A 17,961-nucleotide genomic window follows, 5' to 3' on the forward strand; every position below is an offset into this window, starting at 1 on the left:
CTGGTGACGGAGAAGGTGTCACACTGGGCCATGTCACCGCCGCGGTAACCCGTGGTGAACCAGCTCTTGCGCTGCTCGGAGGAACCGTGAGTCCAGCTCTCCGGACTGACCTTGCCGGCAGCCTGCTTCTGGATGCGGTCGTCGCCGACGGCCGCGGCCGCGTCCAGGCCCTGGGCGATGTCCTGGTCGGTGATCGAGGTGATCAGCGGGCGGCCGGTGGAGGGCTGCTTGGTGGTGGTGGCGTAGTGCGCCCACACCCCGGCGTAGCAGTCGGCCTGGAGCTCCAGGCGCACCGAGGCGCTGGTGGCGCCCTGGCGGTCGCCGCCGACCTTCTGCATGGCGCCGGTGAGGGTCTGGATGTGGTGGCCGTACTCGTGGGCGACGACGTAGGACTCGGCGAAGGGGCCGCCCTTGGCGCCGAAGCGGCCGGACAGCTCGTCGAAGAAGCCGAGGTCGAAGTAGGCCTTCTGGTCGCCGGGGCAGTAGAACGGGCCGACGGCGGAGGTCGCGGGGCCGCAGGCGGTGGTGACGCGGCCGGTGAACAGCACCGTCTCGGCGCTCTTGTAGGCGGTGCCGCGCCTGGGCAGTTCGGTGCGCCAGAAGTCCTGGAGGCTGTTGGTGACGGCGACGATGCGGCAGTCCTGGCGCTTGTTGGCGTCCGCGCCGGTGCGGCACGCCTGCTGCACCTCGCCGGCGGTGCGGGTGCCGGTGGAGGACGTGGAGCCGCCGCCGGAGGACAGGCCCAGCAGCTTGGGGTCCACGCCCAGCAGGACGGCGAACAGCACGGCGATCAGGCCCACCGCCCCGCCGCCGATGGCGACCTTCCCGCCGGGGATGCCGCGCCGGTCGTCGACCTGTGAGGTGTCGAGATCGCCCTGGTCGTCGAACTGCATGCCGGTGCCCGCTTCTGTCTCGTCGTCGTACCCGTGTGCCCGCCTGCGCGGCGGGCCGCACCAGCCTACGGGGGCGGGCGGGCGCGGGCCGTCACCGGGCAGGGCTCACGCGCGGGCGGCGAGGCCGGCCCCGCCCACCACGCGCAGCAGCTCCAGGCGGCCGGCGCTGTCGCTGCCCGGCGCGGCGCTGTGCACCACCAGCACCTGGTCCGTCCCCCCGGCGACCAGCACCTCGCACTCCAGCTCCAGGCGCCCCACCTGCGGGTGCAGCACCGTCTTGCGGCTGCTGCGCCGCACGGCGACCTCGTGGCGCTCCCAGTAGGAGGCGAACTCGGCTCCGGTGGCGTGGAGTTGGGCGAGCAGCTCGGCCACGCGCGGGTCGCCCGGGCGGGCGGCGTGGGCGGCGCGCAGGTGGGCGACGTGGCCGCGGGCGAGGTCCTCGTGCTCCTCGGGCGCGAACAGCGCGCGCGTGGCGGGTTCGGCGAACCAGCGCAGCACGATGTTGCGCCGCCCGGGCGGGTGCGCGGCGACGTCGCCGAGGAGGGCGGCGGCCATCGCGTTCTGGACGAGGACGTCGCCGAGGTCGGACAGCACCTGGGCGGGGGTGTCGTGGAGGCGGTCGAGGATGAGCAGCAGGCCGGGGCGCACGTGGGTGAGCGGGCTGTGGCGGCGCGGCGGTTCGTGGCCGGAGAGGTGGAAGAGGTGGTCGTGCTCGTCCTCGCTCAGGCGCAGGGCGCGGGCGAGGGCGGCCAGGAGCTGGGGCGAGGGCTGGGGGCCGCGGGCCTGTTCGAGGCGGGCGTAGTAGTCGACGGACAGGCCGGCGAGGTGGGCGACCTCCTCGCGGCGCAGTCCGGGGGTGCGGCGGCGGGCGGTGGGGGCCAGGCCGCAGTCGGCGGGGGTGAGGCGGGCGCGGGAGCGGGTGAGGAAGTCGGCGAGGGCCGGTCGGTCGATCATGCGTCCAAGGATGGCGCGGCGGGGCGGGGTGTATCCAGGGATCGGCGATCCGTGGTTGAGGAGGTCTCTGCCGCGGTGCTCCGGGGGCGGGCAGGGTTTCTTCCGTAAGCGCCGGACGGGTGTGAACGGAGAAGGCTGTGACGGGGATTCTGGTGACGGGTGCGACGGGCAAGGTCGGCCGGCGGCTGGTGCCGCGGCTGGTGCGGTGGGCCGGCGCCGGGCGGGTGCGGGTGCTGGTGCGCGACGCCGCCCGGGCGCAGGACCTGGCCGCCCTGGGGGTGGACGTGGTGAGCGGGGACCTGCGCGAGGCGGGTGACCGGGCGCGGGCCCTGGAGGGCGCGTCGGTGGTGGTCAACGTCGCGGCGGCCTTCCGCGGGGTGCCCGAGGAGGAGGTGTGGGCGGTCAACCGGGACGCGGCCGTGGCGCTGGGGCGCGAGGCCGCCGCGGCCGGGGTCGAGCGGTTCGTCCAGGCCAGCACGACGCTGGTGTACGGGCGGGGGCTGGGGCGTCCGGCCGTGGAGGAGGACCGGCTGGCCCCTCACCCGGTGTGGGGGGTGTACCCGGTGTCCAAGGCCGAGGCGGAGGCGGGGCTGCGGGAGCTGGGCGGGCGGCTGCCGCTGGTGGTGGCGCGCCTGGCGTTCGTCTACGGGGAGGGCGATCCGCACCTGGCGGACTCCCTGCACTGGGCCGGTGCCTGGCCCGCGCACCAGCGGCTGGCGACGGTGCACCACGCGGACGTGTCGCAGGCGCTGTGGCGGGCGGCGGTGACCCCGGGGATCGCGGGGCGCACCTACAACGTGTGCGACGACGCGCCGCTGACGGCCTGGGACCTGCACGTCCTGAACGGGGCCGTGCACCCGGGCGCCGGCGCGTCGGCGGCGGAGTTCGACCCGTGGGAGGGGCAGGGCTCGACGGCGGCGGCGCGCCGGGACCTGGGGTGGCGCCCGCAGTACCCGTCGGCGTGGGCCGCGCTGGAGGCGGGGGCGCTGTGAGGGAGTCCTGGGGGCCGCCCCTGCCGGGGGCAGGGGCGGCCGGGTGGCTCACGCCGTGGGCACCGGCGCGGGTGCGGGGGCGTAGCCGGCGGGGCGGGTGGTGAAGGTGCCGCGGCCCTGGGTGCGCGAGCGCAGGCGGCTCGCGTAGCCGAACAGTTCGGCCAGCGGCACCACGGCCGTCACCTGGGCGCTCGTGCGGGTGGTGTCGGTGGCCTGGACCTGGCCGCGGCGGGCGGCGAGGTCGCCGAGGACGGTGCCCAGCGCGTCCTCGGGCACGCTGACCGTCACCTGGGCGACGGGCTCCAGCAAGTGGAGGCGTCCGGCGCGCAGGGCCGCGCGCAGGGCGCCCCGGCCGGCGGTGCGGAAGGCGAGCTCGGAGGAGTCCTTGGGGTGGGTGGCGCCGTCGGTGAGGGTGACGCGCACGCCGGTGACGGGGTGGCCGCCGAGCGGGCCCTCGGCGAGGGCGTCGCGGCAGCCGGCCTCGACGGCCTGCACGTACTCGCGCGGGACCCGTCCGCCGGTGACGGTGGACGTGAACACGAACTCCTCCTCACTGGTGTCCTCCAGGGGCTGGACGTCCAGCACCAGGTGCGCGAACTGGCCGGCGCCGCCGTCCTGTTTGACGTGCCGGTGGACGAAGCCGCTCACCCCGGCCACCAGGCGTTCGCGGTGGGCCACGCGCGGGCGGCCCACGACGGTGTCGACGCCGTGCTCGCGGCGGATCTTCTCCGCCGCGACCTCCAGGTGCAGCTCCCCCAGCCCCGACAGCGTGCGCTGCCCGGTCTCGGGATCGGTGCGTACCCGCAGCGACGGATCCTCCTCGGCCAGGCGGGCCAGTGCGGTGGCGAGACGGTCGGTGTCGGCGGCGCGGCGGGCCTCGACGGCGACGGTGACGACGGGCTCGGCGCTGACCGGGGCCTCCAGCAGGATGGGGGCGCCGGGCGCGCACAGGGTGGCGCCGGCGCGGGCGGCCTTGGGGCCGATCACGGCGACGATGTCTCCGGCCAGGGCACAGGCGGTCTCGGTGCGGCGGTCGGCCTGGACGCGCAGGATGCGCGCGACGCGCTCGGTGCGGCCGGTGGCGGTGTCCAGCACGAGGTCTCCCTTCTCCAGTCGGCCGGCGTAGACGCGCAGGTAGGTCAGGCGTCCGGTGGGGGCGGCGCTCACCTTGAACGCCAGGGCGGTGAACGGCTGCCCGGGGTCGGCGGCGCGCTCGATGACGGTGTCGTCGCCGGGGCCGGCGCTGCCGCTCACGGCGGGCACGTCCAGCGGGGAGGGCAGGTAGGCGCAGACGGGGTCCAGGAGCGGTTCGATGCCGCGGTTGCGGTAGGCGGAGCCGCACAGCACCACCACCGCCTCCCCGCTGACCGTCAGCTCGCGCAGGGCGCTCGTCAGGGTGGCGGCGCCCAGGGCACCGTCGGTGCAGAACTCCTCCAGGGCGCCGGGGTGCAGGGCGGCGACCTCCTCCTCCAGGGCGCGCCGGCGGGCGGCGGCCTCCTCGGCCAGGTGCGCGGGCACCGGGTGCTCGCGCATGCCGTCCTCCTCGGTCCAGGTCAGGGCGCGCAGGGTGATCAGGTCGACGACGCCGGTGAACGCGTCCTCGGCGCCGACGGGCAGCTGCACGGCCAGCGGGTGCGGGTGCAGGTGCTCGCGGATGGAGGCGACGGCGGCGTCCAGGTCGGCGCCGGCGCGGTCCAGCTTGTTGACGAAGGCGATCCTGGGCACGCCGTGGCGCTCGGCCTGGCGCCACACCGACTCGCTCTGCGGCTCGACGCCGGCCACCGCGTCGAACACCGCCACCGCGCCGTCCAGGACGCGCAGCGAGCGCTCGACCTCGTCGGCGAAGTCGACGTGGCCGGGGGTGTCGATGAGGTTGATCCGGTGCCCGGCCCAGGCGCAGCTGACGGCGGCGGCGAAGATGGTGATGCCGCGGTCGCGTTCCTGGGGGTCGAAGTCGGTGACGGTGGTGCCGTCGTGGACCTCGCCGCGCTTGTGGGTGGTGCCGGTGAGGTAGAGGATCCGTTCGGTGACGGTGGTCTTGCCGGCGTCGACGTGGGCGAGGATGCCGAGGTTGCGGACGTCGGCGATCGCGGCGGTCGTGCCGGTGGTGGTGGTGCCGGTGGTGGTGGTCTCGGTGCGCATGGCCCGGCCTTTCGGAGGTGATCCGTGGGTGGGTGGGCGCGCGATTCACGAGTGGCGACGTGACGTGACGTCATGGGTGGTGGCGGGTCGGGCGCATGGCCGTCCGCCGGTGGCCTTGTTCAGGCGTTCGTCGCACTCGTCCCCCGGTGCCGGCCGCGCAGCGGGCACCGGAAGGAGAGGGACACCAGGATCACCTCGTAGCGGGACGCGGGAGAGGCGGCCGGGGCCGGGCGGGGGGCGGCGGCGGTGCGCTGGGCGGCCATGGCCACTCCCCTCCCCTCACTCCTGGTCTCGGCGTCACGGGCGTGACTTCCCGGCGAGTCTAGGGAAGGCGGGCGGCGCGGCGCACCGGGATTTTCCGCGCCCCCGGCGCGGGGGTCAGGTCTGCCTCCAGGCGCTGGCGGTGAAAGCGGGGTCGCGGTCGGGGCCTTGGGCGCGCGGGGCGAGGGGCATGACGCCGCCGTGTCCGGACCGTCGGGGGTGTCCAGGCGGAGCCGGGCGCCGGCGGTCAGCCGGTCGTGGGCCGGCGCGGCGGTCGCTTCTCCCGTCCCACAGATCGAACTGGCATATCCGTATCGAGTGGAGTGCCGAAGCCCGGCCATGCCGAAGAAATGCCCTCTCCAACTCCCCACCTGGGGCTTTACCGGACAGCTGGCATCTGGTCGGGACTCACCCGAAGGGGGCCGCCCTTGGGTCCGGCCATGGATTCGTGGGAACGAGGGCGGATCGAGTAAGTCTGGGTGTCCGATGGTCCCACCACAGTGAAGGCAGAGAGGGACCGCTGATGGACCGTCCGGAGAATGCGCCGGCACCTGTGATGGTCAGCAACCGGGTAGCGGGCCATGTCACCGTGAACGGCGACGTCTTCCAGGCCGAGAACATCAGCATCACGGTGGTCGACCTGGTTCGGAAGCCCGATGGTCCGAGGGCACACACGCCGTGGAGCCCTCGACAGCACAGCGAAACGGCTCCACAGCCCGAGTCCCTCCCTGGAAGACAGGAGAGGGCGTGCAGCAAGCGTGTCGGCAGCCGCCTCCCTTCGCGGTCATGGGGGCCAGTCGCGGTCAGCATCCGCCCGGGCTCAGGAAGGGATCGCCTCGACCTTCCCACGGTCCGCCAGCCACTGCACCTGGACGGCTCACTCGTGGGCGAGGGCGAAGCTCCCCTCCCCCGCGGTAAAAGTCCGCTCCTGGCAGACGGCGCCGCCAGGCATTCCGGCACCTGACGCTCCGGGTACCGGCGGTTCGCTCCGGGACGGGCCGGGCTCCGGCGGCCGCGGGGGTCAGTCGAAGAGGCGGCGGCGGTGGGCCAGGGCGGCGGCCTCGGTGCGGGAGGTGACGGCGAGTTTGGCGAGGATGTTGGAGACGTGGACGCCGGCGGTCTTGGCGGAGATGAACAGGGCCTCGCCGATGGCGCGGTTGCTGTGGCCCTCGGCGACCAGGCGCAGCACGTCGCTCTCGCGCGGGGTCAGGCCCAGGCCCTGGGCGCCGTCGGGGGCGGTGGTGGTCAGGCGGTGGCGGGTGGCCAGGCGGGCGGCTTCGCGGGTGAGGGCGGGGGCGGGCAGGGCGGTGGCGAGGCTCTCGGCCTCGCGCAGGTGTTCCTCGGCAGTGGTGCGCTCGCCGGTGGCCAGGGCCGCGTCGGCGGCGCGCAGCAGGGCTTCGGCGAGGGGGTGGGGGTGGGCGAGGGCGCGCCAGGCGGTGACGGCGGCGTGCTGGGCGGCGGGGTCGGTGCTCAGGCGGGCGCGGCAGGAGGCGCGGTGGGCCTGCTGGAGGGGGCCGGGGGCGGGCAGGTGGTCGACGAGGGCGGTGAGGGCGGTGGTGAGGGCGGCGGCGGCCGGGTCGGGGTGCAGGGCCTGGGCGGTGAGCAGGCCGGTGTGGGCCAGCGGCCAGGCGAGGGCGGGGTGGTCGGCCAGGTGGGGGTCGGCCAGGGCGGTGCGCAGCAGGTGGGCGGCACGGCGGTGGTCGCCGGTGGCGAGGGCGGTGCGCGCCTGGAGGTCGTGCAGCGGCAGGAGGAACTCGCGGCCGGTGTAGTGGGGGGTCAGGAGGCGCTCGGCGTGGGCGGCGGCCTCGGTGGCGGCGGCGGTGTCGTCGGCGGTGAGGGCGAGGGTGCCCAGGCAGGTGAGCAGGACGGCCCGGTACAGGGGCGGCGGGTCCAGGGCGAGGGCGTCCTCGGCGGTGGTGCGGGCCTGGTCGTGGTGGCCGAGGTGGGTGAGGGCGTCGGCCAGGACGGCGGCCAGGACGGCGCCGCGGCTGCCGGCCAGTCCGGCCCGGCGGGCGGCGTCCAGGCCGTGGCGGGCGATGGTGGCGGCGTCCTCGTAGCGGCCGGCGGCCTTGTCGGTGACGGCGGCGACGACGGCGACGAGGGCGGCGGTGTCGTCGTCGCTGGCCTCGGCGGCCAGGCGGGCGGCGTCCTGGCAGTGGGCGCGGGCCCGTGGCGGGTTTCCGGTGTGGGCGGCGTGGGCGGCGAGGGTGGCCAGGGCGAGGGCCTGGACGCCCGGGTCGCCGGCCCGGCGGGCGAGGCGGAGGGCGGTTTCGGCGTGGCCGAGGGCCTCGTGGTGGTGGGTCAGGACCCACAGGCGGCTGGCGAGGGTGGCGAGCAGACGGGCACGGACGGCGCCGGCGGGGGCGGGCGCGGTGTCGGGGGCGGGCGCGGGCGCGGCGTCGGTGTCGGTGTCGGTGTCGGTGTCGGTGGCGGGCAGGGTGCGGACGGCTTCGCGCAGGTCGTCCAGGCCGTCCTGGCCGGCCCGGTGCTTGAGCAGGCTGCGGGTCTCCAGCAGCAGGGCCCGGCGGGCGGGTGCGGCCGGGGTGGGGGCGAGGAGGTCGAGGGCGGCGGTGGCGTGGGCGATGCCGCGCAGGGCCTGCCCGGCGTCCAGGGCGGCGCGGGCGGCGGCGGCCTCCACCTCGGCGCGCCCGGGCAGGGCGTCGGCGGCGTCGGCATCGGCGTCGGCGGGGTGGCCGTCGGTGGGCCAGAGGTCCAGGACCCGTTCCAGCAGGGCGAGTTGCTCGGCGTAGGCGTGGGCGCGCCGGGCCCGGTCGGCGGCGCGGGCGGCGGCGGCCAGCGCGCGGGGGCGGTCGCCCGCGGCGTGCCAGTGGGCGGCGAGGGCGGCATCCAGGCGGTCGGGTGCGGCGAGGGCGGGGTCGGCGGCCAGCGCGCGGGCGTAGGCGGCGTGCAGGCGGGCGCGCTCGCCCGGAAGCAGGTCCTCGTGGACGGCGGCGCGCAGCAGGGCGTGGCGGAAGCGGTAGCCGTCGCCGTCGGGCTGCAGGAGGCGGCGTTCGACGGCCTGGCGCAGCCACTGGTCCAGGTCCGCGTGCTCGGGCAGAACGGCGGCCAGCAGGCGGTGGCCGACGCTGTCCTCGACGGCGCAGGCGGCCGAGGCGGCGCGCACCACCTGCCGTGCGGCCTCGGGCAGTTCGCGCAGGGCGGTGAGCAACAGGTCGCGCAGGGGGACGGGCGTGGCGGGGGTGGCGGCGTCGGCGAGGGCCTCGACGAACAGGGGGTTGCCCTGGCTGCGGCGGTGGATCTCCTCGGCGCGGGCGGGGTCGAGTCCGTGATCGGTCAGCCAGCGGGCGACGTCGGCGCGGCGCAGCGGGGCGGGGTCGACGCGGCGTACGGGGCCCAGGCGGGTGAGGGCGGTGAGCAGGGGGTGCAGGGGGTGGTCGTCGGGCAGGTCGGTGGAGCGGTGGGTGGCCAGGAGGAGGACGCCGGGGCGGGTGAGGGTACGGGCGAGGTAGAGCAGGAGGTCGCGGCTGGACGTGTCGGCCCAGTGGAGGTCCTCGACGACCAGGACGACGGGGTGGTGTGCGGCGGCGGCCTCGACGAGGGTACGGACGGCGTCGAAGAGGCGGGAGCGTCCGTGCGGGCCGGATGCGGGCGGGTCGGCCGTGGGCGGTGTGCGGGGCCCGTCCGGGGCGTCCGGGTGGGGGGTGTCGTCGAGTTCGGGCAGCCAGGGGGCGAGGGCGCGGCGTCCCGCGGGGCCGAGGACGCCGGCCGTCCACGCGGTGCCGAACTCGCGCAGCAGGGCGCGCAGCAGGGCGGCGAACGGGGCGTAGGGGAGGCTGTCGGCGCCCAGGGCCAGGCAGCCGCCGAGGTAGGCGCGGGTGTCGGTGTGCGCGGCGAGGTGGGTGGTGAACTCCTCGACGAGGCGGGTCTTGCCGATCCCGGCCTCCCCGCCGACGAGGACCGTCAGCGGGCCGGTGGCGCACGCGTGGGCGTGGGCGTCGGCGAGGGCGCGCAGCTCGGCGCTGCGGGCCAGCAGGGGCGCGGGGCGGGACGGCGTGATCACCGGCGGCATCCTACTCAGGGCCGCCCGGGGGCGCCGAGCCGGTCGAGGGCCTGGTCGCGAGCCTGATGGTGGGCCCGGTCGCGGGCCTGATGGTGGGCCCGGTCGCGGGCCTGGTTGTGGGCCTGGTTGTGTGCCGTTCGGCAGGGTTCAGGGCGCAGGGGCGCCGGATCTGAAGAGGTGTCTAGGCAATCCGCCCCATGTGCGGGGCGGGTGTGCGGAGCGAGGCTCTTCCCAGCGGTGATCGACACCGCCGCGCACCACGCGGTGCGCCGACGAAAGGCCCCTTCCGTGCACGCCGCTCTTCCCGATCCGCGCCGCTGGCGCGTCCTGCCGGTGATCCTGCTGGCGACCTTCATGGCCGCGTTCGACTACATGGTCGTCAACGTCGCCGCTCCCTCCCTGGCCCGCGACCTGGGGGCGGGTCCGGCCGCGCTCGAACTGGTCGTCGGCGGCTACGGGTTCACCTATGCTGCGGGCCTGGTCACCGGCGGCAAGCTGGGTGACCTGTTCGGCCACCGCCGCCTGTTCCTGCTCGGCATGGCGGGCTTCACCGCCGCGTCCCTGCTGTGCGGGCTGGCCGCCAGTGCCCCCGAACTGATCGCCGCCCGTCTCGTGCAGGGCCTGGCGGCGGCGGCGATGGCCCCGCAGGTCCTCGCCCTGATCACGGCCGCCTTCCCGGCCGGGGAGCGCCCGCGCGCCCTGGCCTGGTTCGGGCTGACGATCAGTCTGGGCGGCATAGCCGGGCAGGTGCTGGGCGGGGCGCTGCTGCAGGCCGACGTGTTCGGCCTGGGCTGGCGGGTGATCTTCCTGGTGAACGGGCCCGTCGGCGTCGGTGCCCTCGCCGCGGCCGCCCGTCTGCTGCCCCGCCGCGCCCCCGCCGCCCGCCCCGGCCTGGACCCGGTCGGCGCGCTCGCCCTGACCCTCGCCCTCGCGCTCGCCCTGGTGCCGCTGGTGGTCGGACGCGAGGAGGGCTGGCCGCTGTGGAGCGTGCTGTCGCTGGTGGCCGCCGTGCCCGCGCTGGCCGCGGCCCTGGCCTGGATGCGCCGCCTGGATGCGCGCGGTGGCGAGCCGCTGCTCGACCTCGCCCTGTTCGCCTCCCGGGCGCTGCGCATCGGACTGCTCGTCAACGTCGCCGTCATGGCGTCCTTCGGCGGCCTGATGCTCACCACCACCCTGCTCCTGCAGGGCGGGCTCGGCCTGGACGCCGCCCATGCCGGGCTGGTGTTCGTGCCGCTGGGCGCCGGCACCATGGCCGCCGCCCTGCTCGGCCGGCACCTGGCCGCCCGCCTGGGATCGCGCGCCCTGCCGGCCGGCAACGCGCTGGGCACCGCCGGCATCACCCTGCTCGCCCTCGAACTGCACCTGGCCGGCGCCTCGGCCGGCGCCCCGCTGATCGCCGCGCCGCTGGCCCTGGTGGGCCTGGGCAGCGGGCTGACCATGCCCGCCCTGACCGGCACCGTCCTGGGCGGTGTGCGCCCCGAGCGGGCCGGCGCCGCCTCCGGGATCCTGACGACCACCCAGCAGTTCTCCACCGCCACCGGCGTGGCCGTCCTCGGCGCCGTCTTCTTCTCGGTCCTGGGCCACCACCCCACCCCGGCCGGCTACGCGAACGCCGCCGAACACGCGCTGTGGCTCGCCGCGCTGCTGTACGCGGTGGCGACCGTCCTGGTCACGCGGCTGCCCCGGCCACAGGCACCCGCCACCGCCCCTGCGCCTGCGCCTGCCGCCAAGACGTCTGTCTCCGCCTGACGCCCGTCCCCTCGCCACCCCGTCAAGGACTGATCACGATGCGCGGTTTCCTCACCGACCCCACCGCCCCGGCCGGCCTGCGCCTGACCGGCGCCCTACCCGAACCCGAGCCCGCCGACGGCGAGTTCCTCATGGCCGTCCACGCCTACGCCCTCAACCGCGACGAGCTCAACCTCATCCGCCGCCGCCCCGACGGCTGGCGCCCGGGCCAGGACGTCGCCGGCACCGTGCTGCGCGCCGCCGCCGCCGGCACCGGCCCCGCCGCCGGCACCCGCGTGCTGGCGCGCCTGGAGGAGCTCGGCTGGGCCGAGCGCGCGGCCGTGCCCGTCCACAGCGCCGCCGTCCTCGAGGACGCCGTCACTTTCGCCCAGGCGGCGACCCTGCCCATCGCGGGCATCACCGCGCTGCGCGCCCTGCGCCAGGGCGGCCCGCTCCTGGGCGCGGACGTCCTGGTCACGGGCGCCACCGGCGGCGTCGGCCAGTTCGCCGTCCAGCTCGCGGCGGCCGCCGGCGCCCGCGTCACCGCCCACGTCAGCCGGCCCGAACGGGCCGGGGCCGCCCTGGCCCTGGGCGCCCGCCACACCGTCACCACCCTCGCGGAGGCCGCCCCCCACGGCCCCTACCAGCTGGTCCTGGACGGCATCGGCGGCCCCGTCCTCACCGACGCCGTCCGCCTCCTCGCCCCCGGCGCCACCGCCGTCCTGTACGGCAACGTCGCCGGGCCCTCCCAACTGTCCATCGGCGACTTCTACGCCCAGGGCTGGAACGCCCGCCTCGTCGGCCTGATCAGCGCCGACCCCACCCCCGGCGCCACGGGCGGCGAGGCCGGGCCGGGTATGGCGGCCGACCTCGCGACCCTGGTGCGCCTGGTCGCCGACGGCCGGCTCACCCCCCACACCACCCTCACCGCCGACTGGACCCGCACCCCCGACGCCCTCACCGCCCTGGCCCGCCGCGACATCCGCGGCAAAGCCGTCCTGACCCTGCCCCCGGCCGCCACCGACCCCGCCCTGGACCCCGCCCTGGACCGCCGCCTCTGACCCGCCCCGGAGCCGGGGCCGGGGCGTCGACACCCAGTCGCCCCCGGGCGCGACCCGCGCGAGGCGCACCCGGTCTACCACTCCTGGCACGCCCACCTCGCCGCCCTGATCACCGAACAGCGCCCCGACGCCGACGCCGACCTCCTGGCCCGCCTTGCGGGCGCCGGCGCCCGTCCCCTATGCGCCCGGCAGGTCGATGGTCTCGTACGGGGGGTGTTCGAGGACGGTGGCGGTGGCGGGGGCGGCGGTGCGGGCGGTGCGGGCGGTGCGGTTGGTGAGGGTGGCGGGGCCGTGAGCGGGGGCGAGGTCGGGGCCGGGGCCCAGGACGGTGCGGGCGGGCGGGGCGGGGCGGTCCAGGGGCATGACCGGCGGGCTCGTGCAGTGGGCCGGGTGCGCGCGCCGGCCCCCTCGCGTCTATCCGGCGCAGGCGGGGATCGGGTCCGTCCCGGGGCAGCAGAGGGTGTCCTCGTCGGCGATCACCTCGGTGCAGCCGCCGCAGAGCCACACCGTCCCGGGCTCCACGGGGCCGGATGCGCTCACGCCGTTGCCGCGCACCGTCAGCTGCCAGGTGTCCCAGTCCTCCTCGCCCTGCGCGTCGATCACGCCGTCGAGCACGTGGTCGAAGGTGAAGGCCTCGAACCCGGGCTCGCCCTGGGCGTGGGCGCCGGGCTTGAGGAAGTGGTCGATCAGGTAGGCCATCCACTCGGGCGCGTCGTAGAACTTCTCGTGCCCGTTCCACTGGATCGCCGACCCGTCGTCGGTGGGCTCCCACCAGCACCACAGGCCGGGCTGGCCCGCCGGGGGCCGGCCGTCGTCGCGGACGTCCGCGTCGGGGCCCTGGCCAGCGAAGCCGGTGCCGCCGACGTAGTAGGGACCGTTGTCACGGTCCATGCGCCGGGTGCCGGCGAACTTGCGCAGGTAGGCGATCTCGTGCGCGTTGAGCGGCGGCTCGACGGCGACGCGGCCGGTGAATTGCGTGGTGTAGCCCATGCCCGGGAGCCTAGCCACGCCCTCCGACACCCCGGCCGACCGGACCGGACCCACCGGGACCGACCGTGACCAACCGAGCCGACAAGCCGTGACGGCGGGCCGTGACGGGCGTTCAGCCGCCGCTGCGGACGGGCCCGGGGGCATCCGGCTGCGGCGACCGGGCCCGCACCGCGCCCGGAGGCGGGGTGCGGGTCCGGTCGCGGGGGCGGCCCAGAAGGACGCCGGCCAGCACCAGGACCAGTCCGGCCCCCTGGCGCGCGCCCAGGTCCTCGCCGGCGAGCGCCGTGCCCAGCAGCACCCCGGCGAGCGGGTTGAGCAGGCCGAGCAGGCCGACGGTGCCGGCCGGCAGGTGGCGCAGGCCCGCGAACCAGAGCGCGAACGCGAGCGCGGTCGCCACCACGGTCACGTAGCCGAAGGCGAGCAGCACACGCGCGTCCATGGCGGGCGGCGGCCCTTCGGCGGCGGCGGCCAGCGGCAGCAGGAGCAGGCCGCCGGCGGTCAGCTGCCAGGAGGTGGCGGCCAGCGGGTCGGCGCCCTCGCGCCAGCGCGCGGCCAGGACGTAGCCGACGGAGGAGACGAGCATGGCCGCCGTCGAGGACGCGAGCCCGGTGGCGGTCACCGTGCCGCCGGAGCCCAGGAGCATCAGCGCGACCCCGCCCAGCCCGACGAAGGCACCCGCCAGATGAGCGCGCCGGGGGCGCTGGCCGGCCAGGGCCCAGGCGGTGAGCAGCATGGCCAGCGGGGAGGCGGCCATGACGGTGGCGGCGGTGCTGGTGGGCAGCTGCTGGGAGGCGAGGTAGAGCAGGACGAAGAAGACGGCGGTGTTGAGGGTGCCGAGCAGGGCCGAGCGCCACCACCAGGGGCCGTGGGGGCGGCGGCGGGCGAGGGCGAGCAGGAGCAGGCCGGCGGGCAGAGCGCGCAGGGCGGCTCCCCACAGGGGCCGGTCGGGGGGCAGCCAGGCGCGGGTGACGTAGTAGTTGGCGCCCCAGGCGAGGGGGGCCAGGGCGGTCAGGAGCACCCACCGCAGATTACCTTCCATGGAAGCCAATATAGCTTCCCGGGAAGCTATGCGCGCTACGATGGGTGCCATGGAGCCCAAGCACCCCGCCCCGCAGGCCCCCCGCCGGCAGCACCCCGCCCCGCAGGACCCGCGGGGCCTGGACCACGTAGCCGCGATCCAGGCCGAGTGGCGCCGCGAGCGTCCCGACCTGGACGTCTCCCCGCAGGCCGTGATCGGGCGCCTGCACCGTCTGGCCGCGCGCCTGAGCGGCGAGCTGAACCTGGTCTACGCGCGCTACGGACTGGGCGAGGGCGAGTTCGACGTCCTGGCGGCGCTGCGCCGGGCCGGGGCGCCGTACGAGCGGGCGCCCGGGGAGCTGGCGGCGCACACGATGGTGACCACCGGGGCGATGACCAAGCGCATCGACCGCCTGGTGCGGGCCGGGCTGGTCACCCGCCGCCAGGCCGAGGGCGACCGGCGCGGGCGCGTGGTGGCGCTCACCGAGGCGGGTGTGCGGCTGATCGACGAGGCGTTCACCGCGCACATGCGCAACGAGCACCGGCTGCTCGCCCTGCTCGACCCCGGGGAGGCCGGCGCGCTGGAGGAACTGCTGACCCTCTGGCAGCAGCGCCTGGAGGCGGGCGCGGACACCGGCCGCCCGGACGGCGGACACCGACCCGCGCGGGCCGCACAATGTGACGCATGACCAGCACCCCGCCGCCGCAGCCCCCCTCCGGCACCCCCTCCCCCGCGCCGCCCTTCTTCACGGAGAGCCCGGCGGCACGGGCGGACCGGCGGCTGATCGAGCTGCTGCAGGAGCTGCGGGTGCTGCAGACCGGGGTGCAGATCGTGTTCGCGTTTCTGCTCGGGGTGGCGTTCACCCCGCGGTTCGCCGCCCTCGGCGACCTGCAGCAGGACGTGTACGTCACCACGCTGCTGCTGGCGGTGCTGGCCTCGGCGGTGTTCGCGACGCCGGTGGCGCTGCACCGCGGACTGTTCCACCATCCGGGCAAGGAACGGATCGTCAGGGCGTCGGTGCGCATCGCCCAGCTCGGCCTGGTACTGCTGGCCTCGGCGCTGAGCGGGGCGGTGCTGCTGGTGCTGGACGTCGTCCTCGGCACGCCGGCGGCCCTGGTGATCACCGGGGCGGTGGCGCTGGCGTTCGCGGGCCTGTGGTTCGTCCTGCCGTGGGCCGTCCGGCGCCCGCTGGAACGCGAGGCGCAGGCCGCCGGAACAACAGTGATCAAGCCGTGACCTGCACGAACTTCAGTTCGCCCGCGACCGGCCACTAGCGTTCGCCTGTGAACAGCAGGAGCAGCAACAACGGCAGTGACAGCGGTGACGGCAACAACAGCGGTGACGAGCGCGGCGGCGACCTGCCCCGGGTCTGGCCGCGCAACCTGGCGTACGCGGCGGGCGCGGCGGCCCTCGCCTTCGCGGTGATGCGTTTCCTCCAGCCGGGCGGCGAGGACGGCGCGCCGGCCGCCACGCCCGCCCCGGCACCCTCCGCCTCCACCGCGTCCCCGGCGGCCGTCGCGTCGGCCGGCGCGTCGCCCGCCCTGGCGCCGATCGCACTGGAGGAGGCCTACCCTTCGCAGGTGAAGGCCGGCGGCATCGTCTACACCCGGGTCGGCTCGAAGACGCTCACCACGTGCACGAGCCCGGACTCGGTGGGCCCGCGCCTGATCGCGCTGGTGAAGCAGGGGCACGGCTGCCTGAACCACCAGATCGCCCTGTACAAGGACGAGCGCAGCAACCAGTACAACCTGTCGGTGTTCACCTTCAACGACCCCGCCGACACCGCCCACGTGCTCACCCGGCTGGCCGCGGACGCCACCGACTACCAGGTCGGCGCCCAGGCCCCGCCCCCGGGCGCCGGGCTGCCCGTCCTGCCGGCCGACAGCGGCATGGTGCAGGCCTTCGCCGGCGCCGGCCGCGCGATGATCGTCGGCCTCGGCCAGTGGTCCGACGGCCACACCACCGACTACCAGCGCCTGACCGACCGCCTGAGCCCGCTGCTCGACGCCGTCTCCACGAAAACCCTGGCCCACGAAACCGGCAAGCCCCCCGCCCCCGCGATCTGACCCGAGCCCCTCTCCCCCACCACGTCCCCCACCAGGGCGCCGCCGGCCCGGGCCTCGGGCACCCGGCCGGCACCCCGCCCACACCGCCCGCACCGCACCGAGCACACCGCCCGCACCGCACCCCACGCGCCGCGCGCGCCGGAATGTCCGGGAAAGGCGTCTTGATTCTCCTTCGTCCACGCCTCATCCGGTTGCGCGGAGAACGCACAGCACACGATGTGAACCGCGCGGAGAACGGGGCGCGAAATTCCGGGCGGTGGCGCGAACCGGCTCTTCAGGTTTCCGCAATGGCCCCCGGTGCCCCAGCGCGCGCCGGGCTGGCAGGGCCCCGACGCTCCCCCGGACCGGCGGGGGAACCTGCGTGATCATGCGGATGACCGGGGATTTCCGGCCAAGATCCTCAAGGGCGCAGCCGTTTCTCCAGGTCCTGTGATCTCCTGTTCTTTGGCTTTGCCTTACTCCTCCATGACCTTTGGTCAGGGTGTTCCGGGGGAAGGGCGCGGGCCGTCCCGGGCGTTTTGCACCGCAACGTCCGTATGCGCTGCGGAGCCGTGGAAAAGGGGGATGGGTGCGAGGGGCGGGGACTCCCGCACGGCGGGGTGCCGGCGCGCCGTCCGGCGCGGGCCGCGCCCTGCGGGCCGCCGTGGCCGTCACCACCGCCATCGCCATCGCCGGCGTCACGGCCTTCACCGCTGCCACCACTCCCACCACTGCCACCGCCACTGCGACCGTCATCACCACTGCCGCCGGCTGATCCCGGCTCTTCCCAGGGGGGAACGTTCCATGTCCCACAGCACTTCGTCCCGTTCACGCCGCGCGGGCGTACTCTGCGTCGCACTCGCCGCGGCCGCCGGTGCGCTGACCACCTTCTCCGCCGCGCCGGCCGGGGCCGTCGTCGGCGAGGCGGCGGCGGACGGGGCGTACGCCTACACCGCGAAGCTCTCGATCGGTGACGGCTTCCGCTCCTGCACCGGTGCGCTGGTGGACCGCAACTGGGTGATCACGGCCGCCAGTTGCTTCTCCGACGACCCGGCGCAGCCGCAGGCGCTGACGGCCGGCGCGCCGAGGTGGAAGACCGGAGCCGTCATCGGGCGCACCGACCTGGCCGGGACGGCCGGGCGGGAGGTGCAGGTGACGCAGCTGGTGCCGCGGGCCGACCGGGACCTCGTGCTGGCGCGGCTGAGCACGCCGGTGGACGGCATCGCGCCGCTGGCCCTGGCGGCGGGCGCGCCGGTGGCGGGCGAGAAGCTGCGCGTGGCGGGGTACGGGCGCACCAAGGACGAGTGGGTGCCGGGCAAGCTCCACTCGGGGGTGTTCGGTCTGGACGCCGTGCAGGCGACGACGATCGCCACCAGTGGCCAGAACGGGGCGGCGGTGTGCAAGGGCGACACCGGTGCGCCCACGGTCCGTGAGAGCAACGGCCGGGCCGAGCTGGTGGCGGTGGCGTCGCGTTCGTGGCAGGGCGGGTGCCTGGGGGTGGCCGAGACCCGGACCGGAGTGTCCTCCAGCCGCGTGGACGACGTGGCCGGGTGGGTCGACGGCGTCGTGCGCAAGCGCGGCGTGCGCGGTGACACGGACGGTGACGGGCGTGCGGACGCGCTCATGGCGTACTACCACGCGGACGGGCGGATCGGTTTCTACACCGCGCCGGGCGACACGGACGGGTTGCTGGGCGACTTCACGGCCGGGTACATGGTGCCGGCCGAGGGCCACTGGGACCGGAACGCGATGAAGCTCGTCGCCGGGGACTTCAACGGCGACGGCCGCACCGACCTCGCCATGCTCTACCGCCGCCCCGACGGCTCCATCGACTACTACACCGCGCTGGCGGACAC

Annotated in this window: 16 protein-coding genes; 8 read left to right on the top strand and 8 right to left on the bottom strand. The window is 76.2% G+C overall.

Annotated features, from left to right (window positions below; translation table 11 throughout):
• Together ypfJ and PUR71_RS02930 are read right to left on the bottom strand one after the other, a co-directional pair.
• A partial coding sequence (ypfJ, locus tag PUR71_RS02925) for a KPN_02809 family neutral zinc metallopeptidase (RefSeq protein ID WP_329924707.1) occupies positions 1–893 on the bottom strand: 893 nt, incomplete at its 3' end.
• Positions 894–998: 105 nt separating this feature from the next.
• On the bottom strand, positions 999–1,844 hold the full coding sequence (locus PUR71_RS02930) for a helix-turn-helix transcriptional regulator (RefSeq protein WP_329924722.1): 846 nt from the start codon (positions 1,842–1,844) through the stop codon (positions 999–1,001).
• 140 nt (positions 1,845–1,984) lie between these two features.
• Between PUR71_RS02930 and PUR71_RS02935 the strand changes: the two genes are divergently transcribed.
• Complete coding sequence (locus PUR71_RS02935) at positions 1,985–2,839, top strand: NAD-dependent epimerase/dehydratase family protein (RefSeq protein WP_329924708.1); 855 nt, start codon at positions 1,985–1,987, stop codon at positions 2,837–2,839.
• A gap of 48 nt (positions 2,840–2,887) precedes the next feature.
• On the opposite strand, the gene fusA is transcribed toward PUR71_RS02935, so the two are convergent.
• The 3 genes from fusA to PUR71_RS02950 form a co-directional block, all read right to left on the bottom strand.
• A complete protein-coding gene (gene fusA / locus PUR71_RS02940; RefSeq protein WP_329924709.1) occupies positions 2,888–4,981 on the bottom strand; it encodes an elongation factor G in 2,094 nt (697 codons plus the stop codon).
• A 119-nt stretch (positions 4,982–5,100) separates the two neighbouring features.
• On the bottom strand, positions 5,101–5,244 hold the full coding sequence (locus PUR71_RS02945) for a hypothetical protein (RefSeq protein WP_329924710.1): 144 nt from the start codon (positions 5,242–5,244) through the stop codon (positions 5,101–5,103).
• 1,019 nt (positions 5,245–6,263) lie between these two features.
• Complete coding sequence (locus tag PUR71_RS02950; RefSeq protein ID WP_329924711.1) at positions 6,264–9,263, bottom strand: helix-turn-helix transcriptional regulator; 3,000 nt, start codon at positions 9,261–9,263, stop codon at positions 6,264–6,266.
• 237 nt (positions 9,264–9,500) lie between these two features.
• Between PUR71_RS02950 and PUR71_RS02955 the strand changes: the two genes are divergently transcribed.
• Both PUR71_RS02955 and PUR71_RS02960 read left to right on the top strand, forming a co-directional pair.
• On the top strand, positions 9,501–11,012 hold the full coding sequence (locus tag PUR71_RS02955) for an MFS transporter (protein ID WP_329924712.1): 1,512 nt from the start codon (positions 9,501–9,503) through the stop codon (positions 11,010–11,012).
• Between the two features lie 38 nt (positions 11,013–11,050).
• Complete coding sequence (locus PUR71_RS02960; RefSeq protein WP_329924713.1) at positions 11,051–12,052, top strand: zinc-binding dehydrogenase; 1,002 nt, start codon at positions 11,051–11,053, stop codon at positions 12,050–12,052.
• 177 nt (positions 12,053–12,229) lie between these two features.
• Here PUR71_RS02960 and PUR71_RS02965 read toward each other — a convergent pair whose 3' ends face one another.
• The 3 genes from PUR71_RS02965 to PUR71_RS02975 all read right to left on the bottom strand — a co-directional run bounded on the left by PUR71_RS02965 (position 12,230) and on the right by PUR71_RS02975 (position 14,081).
• A complete protein-coding gene (locus PUR71_RS02965) occupies positions 12,230–12,415 on the bottom strand; it encodes a hypothetical protein (protein ID WP_329924714.1) in 186 nt (61 codons plus the stop codon).
• 51 nt (positions 12,416–12,466) lie between these two features.
• Positions 12,467–13,042: a hypothetical protein gene (locus tag PUR71_RS02970; RefSeq protein ID WP_329924715.1), complete on the bottom strand. Its 576-nt coding sequence runs from the start codon at positions 13,040–13,042 to the stop codon at positions 12,467–12,469.
• A gap of 112 nt (positions 13,043–13,154) precedes the next feature.
• Positions 13,155–14,081: a DMT family transporter gene (locus PUR71_RS02975; protein ID WP_329924716.1), complete on the bottom strand. Its 927-nt coding sequence runs from the start codon at positions 14,079–14,081 to the stop codon at positions 13,155–13,157.
• Positions 14,082–14,130: 49 nt separating this feature from the next.
• Here PUR71_RS02975 and PUR71_RS02980 point away from each other — a divergent pair, with 49 nt between their 5' ends.
• From PUR71_RS02980 to PUR71_RS03000, 5 genes are all read left to right on the top strand, one after another.
• Positions 14,131–14,748: a MarR family winged helix-turn-helix transcriptional regulator gene (locus PUR71_RS02980; RefSeq protein ID WP_329924717.1), complete on the top strand. Its 618-nt coding sequence runs from the start codon at positions 14,131–14,133 to the stop codon at positions 14,746–14,748.
• Positions 14,745–15,296 carry a DUF6328 family protein gene (locus PUR71_RS02985; protein WP_329924718.1) on the top strand — a complete coding sequence of 184 codons (552 nt, stop codon included), beginning with the start codon at positions 14,745–14,747 and terminating at the stop codon, positions 15,294–15,296. The genes PUR71_RS02980 and PUR71_RS02985 overlap by 4 nt, the downstream gene beginning before the upstream one ends.
• A 47-nt stretch (positions 15,297–15,343) precedes the next feature.
• Positions 15,344–16,126: a hypothetical protein gene (locus PUR71_RS02990; RefSeq protein WP_329924719.1), complete on the top strand. Its 783-nt coding sequence runs from the start codon at positions 15,344–15,346 to the stop codon at positions 16,124–16,126.
• Positions 16,127–16,694: 568 nt separating this feature from the next.
• Positions 16,695–16,880, top strand: coding sequence for a hypothetical protein (locus PUR71_RS02995; RefSeq protein ID WP_329924720.1), 186 nt, complete (start codon positions 16,695–16,697; stop codon positions 16,878–16,880).
• A gap of 29 nt (positions 16,881–16,909) precedes the next feature.
• A partial coding sequence (locus PUR71_RS03000) for a trypsin-like serine protease (RefSeq protein WP_329924721.1) occupies positions 16,910–17,961 on the top strand: 1,052 nt, incomplete at its 3' end.

Source organism: Streptomyces sp. SP17BM10 (genome assembly GCF_036322405.1).
GTDB lineage: Bacteria > Actinomycetota > Actinomycetes > Streptomycetales > Streptomycetaceae > Kitasatospora.